An 11,895-nucleotide genomic window follows, 5' to 3' on the forward strand; every position below is an offset into this window, starting at 1 on the left:
GCTCGTTCTTCCTGATCAGCGTTACGTCATGAAAGGTGATGAAGTGTCCGGCAAGGCGGGATCCTCCTGATGTCGTGGCCGATTCGCCACGCGTAGGCTGAGCCCGTGTCATTCGCATCCGACCTACGCGTGCTGCTGAGGGGCCAGGACTTCAGGCGGCTGTTCGGTACCCGTCTCGCCTCCCAGTTCTCCGACGGTGTCTTCCAGTTCGCGGTGACCGGATTCGCCTTCTTCAGCCCGGAGAAGAACACCAGCGCGGCGGAGGTCGCCGTCGGGCTGGCCGTGCTGTTCCTGCCGTACTCGATCCTCGGTCCCTTCGTCGGCGTGTTCATCGACCGGTGGTCACGGCGGCAGATCCTGGTGATCGCGCCGATGGTGCGCGCGACGCTGCTGTTCCTGGCCGCCGCGCTGCTGCTCGTCGGCGTCCCCGACGGGGTCTTCTACGCCGCCGCGCTCGCCGTGCTCGGCGTCAACCGTTTCTTCCTGGCCGCCCTCGGCGCCTCGCTGCCGCACGTCGTCCCCGGCGACCGGCTGCTGGCGGCCAACGCGATCACCCCCACCTCGGGCACCGTCGTGACCTTCGTCGGCGCAGGGCTCGGCTACCTGCTGAACCGGCTCCTGGGCGGTGACCACCGCAGCACGGCGGCGTTGCTGATCATCTCCGGCGTCACCTTCGGTTCGAGCGCGCTGATCGCCAGGACCATGGACAGGCGGATCCTCGGCCCGGCCTACGACGCGGGCAGGCCGCAGACCGGCCAGGCCCTGCGCAACGTGGTCGGCGGACTGGTCGCCGGCGCGCGCCACATCGCGGGTCACCGGGCCGCCGCCGCGGCGCTCGGCGCGATGGCCACCCATCGCTTCGTGTACGGCATGTGCACGGCGATGATCGTGATGCTCTCGCGCAACTACTTCGCCCACAGCGCGGAGAACGCGCTGGACGTGGCCTCCCTGGTACTGGCCACCTCGGGGGTCGGCTACGCCCTGGCCGTCGTGCTGACGCCGTGGGCGACCGAGCGCTTCGAGATCGACACCTGGATCCCGATCATGCTGGCCGGCGCGGGGGTGCTGTCGTTCGCGCTGTGCGCGCCGTTCCAGCAGTGGGGCTTCGCGGTCGGCGGTTTCGTGCTCGGGCTGGCGGGACAGAGCATCAAGATCTGCACGGACACCCGGGTGCAGAGCGACATCGAGGACGTCTACCTCGGCCGGGCCTTCTCCATCTACGACATGCTCTTCAACGGCACCTACGTGATCGCCGCCGCGATCGCCGCCGCGCTGCTGCCCGCCGACGGCAGGTCCATGTTGGTGCTCGGGCTCATCACCGCCGGATACCTCGGCGGCGCCGTGGTCTACCGGACGGTCACGTCGGGGGATCGATCGAGAACGCCGCTGCCGTCATCGCGGTCGTGACCAGGCCGAGGTCGTCGCCGATCGAGTAGGGCGGCATCGTGTAGAGCAACCGTCCGAACGGCCGCAGCCAGACCCCGTGCCCCATCACCACGTCCTGGATCCGCCGGACGTCGATCGGCTCGTGGGTCTCGATGACGCCGATCGCGCCGAGCACCCGCACCTCCCTGACACCGGGTGCCCCGGCGGCCTCGGCCAGCCCCCTGGTCAGGCCCTCCTCGATCAGGGCCACCTCCCGCCGCCAGGGGCGTTCGGCCAGCAGGCCGAGACTGGCGCCCGCGACGGCGCAGGCCAGCGGATTGCCCATGAAGGTCGGGCCGTGCATGAGCGTCCCGATGCCCTCGGCGACCCGCTCCGTGCACAGCGTCGCGGCCAGGGACATGTAACCGCCGGTCAGCGCCTTGCCCAGGCACATGATGTCGGGGCGGATCCCGGCGTGGTCACAGCCGAACAGCTCTCCCGTCCTGCCGAAGCCGGTGGCGATCTCGTCGGCGATCAGCAGCAGGCCGTACTCGTCGGCCAGCTCGCGAAGCACGCGCAGGTAGACGGGGTGGTAGAAGTGCATGCCGCCCGCGCCCTGCACGACCGGCTCCACGATGATCGCCGCCAGCTCGTCCGCGTGCGCGGCGACCGTCTTCTCCAGGTGGGCCAGGTAGTCCTCGTCGAGCGCGGCGGGCGGCCGGTCGGCGAACACGTGCTCGGGCAGGGCGCCGGAGAACAGGTGGTGCATGCCGTTCACCGGGTCGCAGACGGCCATCGCGCCGAAGGTGTCGCCGTGGTAGCCGCCCCTGACCGTGAGCAGACGGCTCTTCCCGGTGAACTGGAAGGCCATCTTGATCGCGACCTCGACCGCGACCGAGCCCGAGTCGGCCAGGAAGACCCGGGGCAGCCCGGTCATGTCCGCCAGGGCGCTCGCCAGCCGTACGGCGGGCTCGTGGGTGAGGCCGCCGAACATGACGTGCGCCATGTCCCCGAGCTGGTCGGTCAGCGCCTGGTTGAGCCTGGGGTGGTTGTAGCCGTGGACGGCCGCCCACCAGGACGACATGCCGTCGACCAGGCGCCTGCCGTCGGCGAGCGTCAGCCGTACCCCGTCGGCCCTGGAGACCGTGTGCACGGGTACGGCCGGAGGCACCGAGGCGTAGGGGTGCCACACGTGCTCACGGTCGAGGGCCTCCAAGGAGGGGTTCAGGACGAGATCCCGTTCTCCTCGGCCCACTCGCGCAGGGCGAGGGCGGCGGTCTCCTTGCCGACGACCCCCTTGTCCAGGCGCATCTCCAGCAGGAACTTGTAGGCGCGTCCCACGACGGGCCCCGGCGGCACGCCCAGGATCTCCTGGATCTCGTTGCCGTCGAGCTCGGGGCGGATCTTGCCGAGTTCCTCCTCCTCGGCCAGCCGCGCGATGCGCTCCTCAAGCTGGTCGTAGGTCTGCGACAGCATCTGGGCCTTGCGCCTGTTGCGGGTCGTGCAGTCCGCGCGGGTCAGCTTGTGCAGGCGGTCGAGCAGGTGCCCGGCGTCGCGGACGTAGCGGCGCACGGCCGAATCGGTCCACTCGCCGGTGCCGTACCCGTGGAAGCGCAGGTGCAGCTCGACCAGCTTGGAGACGTCGGAGACCACGTCCTTGGGGAATTTCAGCTCCGTCAGACGCTTCTTGGCGAGCTGGGCGCCGACCACCTCGTGGTGGTGGAAGGAGACCCGGCCTCCGGCCTCGTGGCGGCGGGTCTTCGGCTTGCCGACGTCGTGCAGCAGCGCGGCCCAGCGCAGGATGCCGTCGGCGCCGTTCTCCTCAAGGCCGATCGCCTGCTCCAGCACGATCAGCGTGTGCTCGTAGACGTCCTTGTGCCGGTGGTGCTCGTCGATCTCCAGGCGGAGCTTGGGCAGTTCGGGCAGGACGTGGGCGGCCAGGCCCGCCTCGACCAGGATCGTCAGCCCCTCGCGGGGGTGGGCGCCGCGGATGAGCTTGTCCAGCTCGTCGCGGATGCGCTCGGCCGAGACGATCTCGATGCGCTCGGCCATCGCGGTCATCGCGGTCATCGCCGCCGGATCGACCGTGAAGCCGAGCTGGGCGGCGAACCTCGCGGCCCTGAGCATCCGCAGCGGGTCGTCGTCGAAGGAGCGCTCCGGGGGGCCGGGCGTGCGCAGCACCTTGGCGTGCAGGTCGTCCAGACCGCCGTGGGGGTCGACGAACTCACGTGAGGGCAGGCGCAGCGCCATCGCGTTGACCGCGAAGTCACGCCTGGCCAGGTCGCCTTCGAGCGTGTCGCCGTAGGCCACCTCCGGCTTGCGCGAGGCGGGGTCGTAGGACTCGCTGCGGTAGGTGGTGATCTCCAGCTGCCAGCCGCCCTTGCGGACGCCGATCGTGCCGTAGTCGATGCCGACCGTCCAGATCGAGTCGGCCCAGCCGCGCACGAGGTCGAGGACGGCCTCGGGGCGCGCGTCGGTGGTCAGGTCGAGATCGTTGCCTATCCGCCTGAGGAAGACGTCACGAACCGATCCGCCGACGAGGGCGATCTGGTATCCCTTCGCGGCGAACAGCTCGCCGAGTTCGTCGGCTACGGGGGCGATCTTTCTAAACAGTTCGCTCATACCGTGCCGCTGCTTCTCAGTCAGGTTTGAAAGGGACAAGCCGGGTAGGTCCTTCGGTTACGGAACATGTTCCCCTCTGGGGATACACCTCAAGCGATCACCAGGTTACGGTCGGTCAAGAGACCGTCGGGGGCGTGCGTCGAGGCTAGTCGAGGCAAGGAGCACACACATGAAGGACGCCCTCGCGATCCACCGCTGGCTCCTCGCACACCAGGTTCATCATGAGATCGTACGCCTTCCCCGTGTGATGACGTGCGCCGAGGAGCTGCCGGAGCTGCTGGCCGTGAGCCCGGCGACCTGCGTCATGGTGACCGTCTTCGAGGCCACGACCTCCGTGGGGCGGGAGCCCGTCGCCGTCGTCACCTCCGCCGCCGCCCCGCCCAGACTCGGCGCCGTCGGCGGCGCGCTCGGCGCCCGCAAGGTCAGGCCCGCCTCCGCCTTCACGGTGAACTCCGCGACCGACTACGCGGCCGGGCTGGTCTGCCCGTTGCTGCTGCCCGACGGGCTGACCACGCTGGTCGACGAACGGCTCGCCCGCTCCGGCGATCTCGTCCACACCCCCACGGGTGAACGCCGTACGGCGCTGCTCATCAGAACGGAACACCTTCTGTCGCTTGTTTCAGGGAAGACCATCGACCTGGCCCAATCCCGGTCACGGAGGGAGCAGGTGACCTTCCCGCTCGCCGGATAGGCCATAGCATTACGGGCGTGCGCCGTACTCGACCCCGGGCCAGCGCGTGATCCGCAAGGCCACGCTGCTCGCCGTACTGACCGCCACGCTGCTCTCCCCCGCGGCCGTGGCCATTCCTGGTACGGCGAGTGCCCAGACGACTGAGACCGCCGCCGGGCGGCAGGCGCCCCAGCTGGTGATCGGCGCGCTGACGCCGGACGTGACCCGTGAGCCGACCACCGAGATCAAGTTCTCCGGCACCTTCGTCAACACCGGGACCCAGACGGTCACCGGCATGCGGCGCAGGATGTACTACTCCTCCCAGCCGTTCCTGCGGCGCTCCGACATGGAGGCCTACGCCGGCGGGCTGGGCCCCCAGCCGACCTCCTGGCGCGACGAGCTCGTCCTGCAGCCGGAGAGCCTCGCGCCGGGGGCCAAGGCCTCCTGGGACTTCACCTTCACCCCGCAGCAGCTGAGCCTGACCCGTTTCGGGGTCTATCCGCTCATGGTCGAGGTGCGCGACGTCTACGGGCAGCCGATCGCCGTCCAGCGCACCTTCCTGGTCCACATGCCCGTCGGCACCCAGGTGGCCCGCACCAGGCTGGCCATGGTGCTGCCGATCGTCGACCAGCCCCGCAGGGCCGTCGACGGCGTCTTCCTCGACGACACCCTGTCGGCCTCCATGGCCCCGGGCAAGCGCCTGGGCAACCTGCTCAAGCTCGCCCAGAGCACCGCCTCGGCCAAGAACCTCACCTGGGTCCTGGACCCCTCCCTCATCGACGACGCCCAGACCCTGGGCAAGCCGTACTCGGTGAAGGTCAAGGACAAGGTGGAGAGCCGTTCCGGCGACACCGCGGCGGCGGCCTGGCTCGGCGACCTGCGCACCGCCCTGGTCAACGAACCGGTCGTGGCGACGCCGTACGCCGACCCCGACGTGGCGGCGCTGGCCCACGGCGGCGTCGACGACTCGGCGAAGACCGCGGTCGAGGCGGCCAGACTGGTCGGCAGCAGGGCCTTCGGCCGTGACCTCATCACCACCCTGAACTGGCCGGCCAACGGGAAGATCGACTACGACGGCCTCGACCTGCTCGCCGCCCAGGGCGTCAAGACCGTGCTGCTCGACGAGGCCGCCCTGCCGCCGACGACGCCTCCGGCGACCACGCCGGACGCCTCGGCGACCCTGAACACCGTCAACGGCCCGGTCACCGCCCTGATCACCGACAGGACGCTGAGCGAGGCCCTCGGCGCGGACGTCACGGTGCCCGGCGCCGCCGTGCTGAGCCGCAGGCGCTTCATCGCCGAGACCGCGATGCTCGCCGCCGAGCCGGTGACCGCCCGGCGGACCGTGATCGCCGCCCCCCAGCGGCGCTGGTCCCCCGACCCCGCCTATGTGACGGACCTGGTCAAGACGGCCGCCTCGCTGCCGTGGCTGGCCCCGGCCAGGCTCGACTCGATCAGGCCGGGCAAGGGCGTCGCGCCGCAGCGGGCCGACCTCACCTACACCGAGCAGGACCGGCGCGCCGAACTGGCCAAGCCGTACATGAAGAGCGTCAGGCGGGTCGGCCGCCGCGCCGACCTGACCTCGGCGATCACCAAGGCGCAGGACTTCGACGTGTTCGACCTGGCGCTGCTGCGGCTCTCCTCCTCCGCCTGGCGTGAGCGGGGGGACGCCGCGACGCCGTACGTCGAGCAGGTGGACACGGCGGTCGACGACCGCATCAAGCAGGTCTCCATCACCGGCAACGAGCAGTCCCCGTTACGCACCCTCGCGGGCACCAACGGCGAGGTGCCGATCAGCGTCCGCAACGGCCTGACCGGGGCGGGCAGCGAGGTCTCGGTCCGCCTCAGGGTGACCTCGGAGCAGCCCAAACTGCTGAAGATCGAGACCTACGAGGACCATCGGACCATCCTGGGCGGTCAGAGCGACACCGTCAGGGTCCCCATGACGGTGCTGGCCAGCGGCCAGACGACGGTCAAGGTCCAGCTGATGACGGACGACGGACGCAGGTACGGCGCGCCCGTCGAGATCACGGTCCGCACGACCGGCTACACCGGAATCGCCCTGGTGATCGTCGGGGCGGCCCTCATGGTCCTGCTGGCCGCCGTCGTCCTGCGCGTCCTGCGGCGCAGGGGAGGCCGCCGGGCGGCGGCGGCCGTACCACCGAGGCGCGCGAGCGCTCCGGCGGGCACCGAGTCGTGACGGCCCGGCGGCCCGGCGATCTGGCGAGCGATTCGAGCGATCTGGCGGAGGAAGAACGATGAGCAGGGTGCTGCGCGCGAGCGCGGTCATGGCGGCGGGCACGATGGTCTCCCGCGTCACGGGATTCGTCCGTACGGCGGTGCTCGCCGCGGCCATCGGCACCCTCGCCCTCGGCGACGCCTACAACGTCGCCTACACGATTCCGCTCATCCTGTTCGACTTCCTCATCGGCGGCGTCCTGAGCAGCGTCGTGGTGCCGATGATCGTCAAGCGGCAGCGCAACGACCCCGACGGGGGCCGGGCCTACGAGCAGCGGCTGATGACGCTCGGGATCATCGTGCTGACGCTGGTCGCCGTGGCGGGCGTGCTGCTCGCCGGGCCGTTGATCAGCCTCTACAGCGCCGACTGGAACCCAAGGAAGACCGAGGTCGCGGTCAGGCTCGCGCAGTTCATCCTCCCGCAGATCGCCTTCTTCGGTGTCGGCGCGATCGCGGGCGCGATCCTCAACACCCGCGACAGGTTCGGCGCCCCGATGTGGGCACCGGTGCTGAACAACATCGTGATGATCGGCGTCGCCCTGACCTACTACCTCACACTGGGTACGGCGGGCACGAACATCGGGACCGTCAGCGACGCCAACCTGGCCCTGCTCGGACTCGGCACGACCGCGGGCATCGTGGCCCAGTGCGCGGTGCTGGTCGTCTCGCTGCACCGGGCGGGCTTCCGGTTCGTGCCCAGGCTCGACCTGCGTGAGGCGGGCCTCGGCGAGATGGGCCGCACCGCGGTGTGGACGTTCGCCTACGTCGGGATCAGCCAGCTCGGCTTCCTGATCACCACCAAGCTCGCCTCCGGCGCCGGTGAGCGGGCCCCCGGCGCGGGCAACTCCGCCTACGCCTACGCCTACCAGTTCTTCCAGCTCCCCTACGGGATCATCGCGGTCTCGGTGATCACGGCGATGCTGCCGAGGATGAGCAGGGCGGTCGCCGACGAGCAGTACGGCGCGGTCACGCAGGAGTTCTCCTCCGGTGTGCGCCTGATCTCGGCGCTGCTGGTGCCCGCCGGGCTGCTGCTGATGGTGCTGGGCCCCGCGGTGACCGTGCTGATCTTCTCCTGGGGCAACATGACCGTCGACTCGGCGGTCTACATCGGCAACGTGCTCCAGGTCTTCGGGCTGGCGCTGGTGCCGTTCTCGCTCTTCCAGCTCCTGCTGCGCGTCTTCTACTCCTTCGGCGACACCAGGACGCCGGTCTTCGTCGCCGTCGGCAACGTGGCGGTGAACGGCCTGCTGAGCCTGCTGGCCTACCTGACCCTGCCCGCGCAGTACATCGTGATGGGGCTCGGCTTCGCCTTCACCGTCACCTACGTGCTGGGCACCGCGGTCGCCTGGACCCTGGCCAGCCGCCGGGTCGGCGGTCTCGGGGGACGCGCGGTCGCCGCGGGCCTGTCACGGATGTACGTCGCGGCCCTCCCCGCTGCGCTGCTCGCGCTCGGTGTGCTGTGGGTCTCCCAGGAGCTGACCGGCCTGAACGCGCTCAGCGCGGCCGTGATGCTGTCCGCCGGTGGCGGCCTCGGTATGGTTCTCTACTTGGCCATCGCGCACCGGATGCGCATCCCCGAGGTCAGTTCGGTCGTTGAAATGGTCGCGAGCCGGGTACGCCGGTAATCCGAGAACCTGGTCCCGGCGTCTGACAAGGAGAACACGGGCGGAACCTGCGCGCGACTAACATGGTGCAACGCGTGTGACGACATGCGGCTAATGGAAGCAGGAGGGCGTGGGCGTATCCACCCGGCATCGCGTGATGTGTCCTGATGTGTCAATCTGGTGGGGCGCTGTCGTGTTCTCACTTGTGGAGAGCCCATGAGTTCCTCCGTCGTCGAACCCGGCACCAAGCTGGCTGAGCGTTTCCGGCTTGAGGACCGTGTCCACGAGTCGGATGGCGCGACACTCTGGAAGGCCATCGACGAGGTGCTCGCCAGGCCCGTCGCGGTGTACACCTTCGATCCTGGCTTCCCCCGGCTGGAGCAGGTCATCTCCGCTGCCCGGGTCGCCAGCAGGCTGACCGACCCCCGGCTCACCCAGGTCTTCGACGCGACCACCGAGGACGACGGCCGCTCCTACGTCGTCAGCGAGTGGGTCAGCGGCGAGACCCTCACCGACATGGTCGCCGCGGGCCCGCTGGAGCCTGAGCGAGCCGCCGCGCTGGTCGCCGAGGCCGCGGAGGCGCTGGCCCACGCCCACGAGGCCGGTCTGGCCCATCTGTGCCTCACCCCCGAGCACCTGGTGTGGACGGCCGCGGGCAGCACGGTCAAGGTGCTCGGCCTCGGCACCGACGCCGCGCTGATGGACGTCACGAGCGAGGACTCGGCCCGCGCCGACACCGAGGGGCTCGGCCGCCTGCTGTACGCCGGGCTGACCGGGCACTGGGCGGGCGAGGAGGACTTCGGGCTGCCGCCCGCGCCGCTGAACGACGGGCAGCTCTGCACGCCCCGGCAGGTCACGGCGGGGGTTCCCGGCTATCTCGACGCCATCGCCTGCCGGGCGTTACTGCCCGAGGTAAAGCGGGGGATGCCCTCCTTCGCCACGCCCGCCGAGCTGGCCGAGGCCCTCAGTTCCGTTCCCCGGCCCGTCCCGGTGCCCACGCCGATGCCGGTGGCGCCGCCGCCGGTCACGGCCTCGCGCTCCGACGGCGTGGACACCGCCTCGCCCCAGCGCTCCGCCCCGCCGATCCAGCACGTCCAGCACCGGCCGCCGCCCGCCCAGGGCGGCGGGATGCTCGGCAAGGTGGCCATGACCGCGATCGTGCTGCTGGTGATGGCGGCCGTCGGGGTCGGCGCCTGGACGATCGGCCGCAGCATCGGCAACGCGGGCACCCCGACGGCGGGGGTGACCGTCACCCCGACGCAGACCGTGCCCGTCGCGACCCGTGAGGTCAAGCCGAAGTCGGTCACCGGTTTCGACCCGTTCGGCGCGGACGGCGAGGAACGGCCCGAGCTGGCGCTCAACGCGGTGGACAGCAAGTCCTCGACCGACTGGCACTCGGAGTCCTACACCTCGGCCGACTTCGGCAACCTGAAGAAGGGGGTCGGCCTCCTGCTCGACCTGGGGCAGAGCGTGCCGATCAAGCAGGTGACGGTCGACTTCGGCAACCTGAGTCCGAGCGGCACCGTGGAGCTGAGGGTCGGCGACTCTGCCGACCTGGACGCCCTGAAGACGGTCCACAAGTTCTCCGGGCTGAGCGGCAAGAAGACCTACAGCGCCGACTCCACGGAGAAGGGACGCCACGTCCTGATCTGGTTCACCAAACTGCCCCCCTACCAGGGCATGTTCCGCGGAAGCGTCTTCGACGTGAAGGTGACCGCCGTCAAGTAGCGCCAGAGTGATTTGATCGCTTTTAGTCGAGTTCTTGCCGATCATGTGAGATTTCGTGGCACCATCTATCACGTAATGGTGTTATCCCCGGATCGGCAAGCAGGACTCTTCCCGTGAATTCCCCACCAGAGCCCCCGCCAGCGGCGGGACAGCAGATGGCGCGACCGGCCGTGTCCGACGCCGACCTGCTGACCCGACACATCGCCGGGGATCCACACGCCTTCAGTGAACTCGTCAAGCGACACCGGGACCGCATGTGGGCGGTCGCCCTGCGCACGCTGGGTGACCCCGACGAGGCGGCCGACGCCGTACAGGACGCCTTCGTCTCGGCCTACCGGAAGGCCGAGAGCTTCCGCGGCGAGGCGGCCGTCACCACGTGGCTGCACCGCATCGTGGTCAACGCCTGTCTCGACCGGATGCGCAGGAAGTCCGTACGGCCCGTCGCGGACGACGAACTCGTCGAGGCCGCCGAGCGGGACACGCCGGTGCTCGACCAGACGGCCGAGCGTGAGGTCTCCATGGAGGTCTCCGCCGCGCTCAAACTGCTGCCGTCCGACCAGCGGGCGGCGCTCGTACTCGTGGACATGATGGGGTACTCCGTGGAGGACGCGGCCCAGGTCCTTGAGGTGCCGAGCGGCACCGTGAAGAGCAGGTGCGCGCGAGGACGCGCGAAACTTGCCCCGATTCTTTCCCACCTGCGGAACCGATCCGACCTGACTCGCGTCTCATCCGCGAAGGGAGCAGAACTTCGTGACGGGTGATACGCACTACGACCTGGAGACTCTCGCCGAGTTGGCAGAGGGTCTCCTCGACGCCGCCACGGCCCTGCAGGTACGCGAACATCTCGCGATCTGCGACCCCTGTGGCGAAAGCCTCGCTGACCTCGCAGCGGTCCGTGAGGTGCTCGCGGCGACGCCTACTCCGGCGATGCCGATGGGAGTCGCGCTCCGGATCGACCGCGCGCTGGCCGCAGAGGCCCAGAGCTTCCGTGGAGGTGGAATAGGCCTGGTGGAGGCACCGGCCTGGGACGACATCATGCGCGACGCGCCGTGGGAGACGGCGGCGTCCCTGCCCGAGCCCGAGCCGGCCCTGCCGGAACCGGAGCCCGAGCCGGTGCCGGTGCCACGGCTGGGGGTCGTCGGCGACGACGGCACCGTCAGGCCCGTACGACGGCGCGGGAACCCGCGGCGCCGGTGGGCGCTGTCGGCCGCGGCGGCGGGTGTGGCGGCGGCGATCGCGGGCACGGCCGTGATGACGAGTGGCGCGCTCACCGCGAGCCCCTCTCCGAGCAGCCAGCCTGCGCCTTCCGTTATGGCCAAGAAGAGTGACGGGTACCAGCTGACCGACAGCAACTGGAACTACACCGAGGAGCAGCTGCGCGGGCCGCTGCTCGACTACATCGGCCCGGCGCAGATCGTGCTGGCCCAGGAGCAGTCGGAGGGCATCAAGCTCGACGAGTGTGTCAAGCAGGTCTCCGCGAAGGTCGGCAGGGCACCGTTCGCCGTCGACCAGGGCTTCTACAACGGCCAGGAGGCCAACGTCATGCTCTTCTGGAGCAACAAGGCCAGGAACACGGTGCGCGTCTACGTCACGGGCCCGCAGTGTGACAACGTGCGCAAGCCCGCCCTGGCACGCTGGAAGTAGGGCCTCGACCTCTCGAAGCCCTCT

At 70.0% G+C, this 11,895-nt stretch carries 9 protein-coding genes; 7 read left to right on the forward strand and 2 right to left on the reverse strand.

All coding sequences use genetic code 11. From position 1 onward, the window contains the following. Positions 1-105 precede the first annotated feature (105 nt). Positions 106-1,407: an MFS transporter gene (locus ACFYY8_RS25945; RefSeq protein WP_390045160.1), complete on the forward strand. Its 1,302-nt coding sequence runs from the start codon at positions 106-108 to the stop codon at positions 1,405-1,407. On the opposite strand, the gene ACFYY8_RS25950 is transcribed toward ACFYY8_RS25945, so the two are convergent. Then, the gene (locus ACFYY8_RS25950) at positions 1,358-2,620 is read right to left on the reverse strand and encodes an adenosylmethionine--8-amino-7-oxononanoate transaminase (RefSeq protein WP_390045162.1); all 1,263 of its coding nucleotides are present in this window, start codon (positions 2,618-2,620) and stop codon (positions 1,358-1,360) included. The two genes, ACFYY8_RS25945 and ACFYY8_RS25950, sit on opposite strands and share 50 nt — an antisense overlap. After that, positions 2,590-3,987, reverse strand: coding sequence for a CCA tRNA nucleotidyltransferase (locus ACFYY8_RS25955; RefSeq protein ID WP_390045164.1), 1,398 nt, complete (start codon positions 3,985-3,987; stop codon positions 2,590-2,592). Before ACFYY8_RS25955 ends, ACFYY8_RS25950 begins: the two co-directional genes overlap by 31 nt. Before the next feature lie 169 nt (positions 3,988-4,156). Between ACFYY8_RS25955 and ACFYY8_RS25960 the strand changes: the two genes are divergently transcribed. The 6 genes from ACFYY8_RS25960 (at position 4,157) to ACFYY8_RS25985 (ending at position 11,871) form a co-directional block, all read left to right on the forward strand. Then, on the forward strand, positions 4,157-4,678 hold the full coding sequence (locus ACFYY8_RS25960; RefSeq protein WP_390045166.1) for an aminoacyl-tRNA deacylase: 522 nt from the start codon (positions 4,157-4,159) through the stop codon (positions 4,676-4,678). 46 nt (positions 4,679-4,724) lie between these two features. Further along, positions 4,725-6,857 (forward strand): DUF6049 family protein, encoded by a 2,133-nt coding sequence (locus ACFYY8_RS25965; protein ID WP_390045168.1) that lies wholly within the window; start codon positions 4,725-4,727, stop codon positions 6,855-6,857. Between the two features lie 58 nt (positions 6,858-6,915). Next, positions 6,916-8,520 carry a murein biosynthesis integral membrane protein MurJ gene (gene murJ, locus ACFYY8_RS25970; RefSeq protein WP_390045170.1) on the forward strand — a complete coding sequence of 535 codons (1,605 nt, stop codon included), beginning with the start codon at positions 6,916-6,918 and terminating at the stop codon, positions 8,518-8,520. Between the two features lie 195 nt (positions 8,521-8,715). Further along, the gene (locus tag ACFYY8_RS25975; protein WP_390045172.1) at positions 8,716-10,227 is read left to right on the forward strand and encodes a protein kinase family protein; all 1,512 of its coding nucleotides are present in this window, start codon (positions 8,716-8,718) and stop codon (positions 10,225-10,227) included. Positions 10,228-10,382: 155 nt separating this feature from the next. Then, the gene (gene sigM, locus ACFYY8_RS25980) at positions 10,383-10,988 is read left to right on the forward strand and encodes an RNA polymerase sigma factor SigM (protein WP_184716997.1); all 606 of its coding nucleotides are present in this window, start codon (positions 10,383-10,385) and stop codon (positions 10,986-10,988) included. Continuing rightward, a complete protein-coding gene (locus ACFYY8_RS25985) occupies positions 10,978-11,871 on the forward strand; it encodes an anti-sigma factor family protein (protein ID WP_390045174.1) in 894 nt (297 codons plus the stop codon). The genes sigM and ACFYY8_RS25985 overlap by 11 nt, the downstream gene beginning before the upstream one ends. Positions 11,872-11,895 lie beyond the last annotated feature (24 nt).

It is taken from the genome of Streptosporangium sp. NPDC001559, assembly GCF_042893955.1.
Taxonomy (GTDB): Bacteria; Actinomycetota; Actinomycetes; order Streptosporangiales; family Streptosporangiaceae; genus Streptosporangium.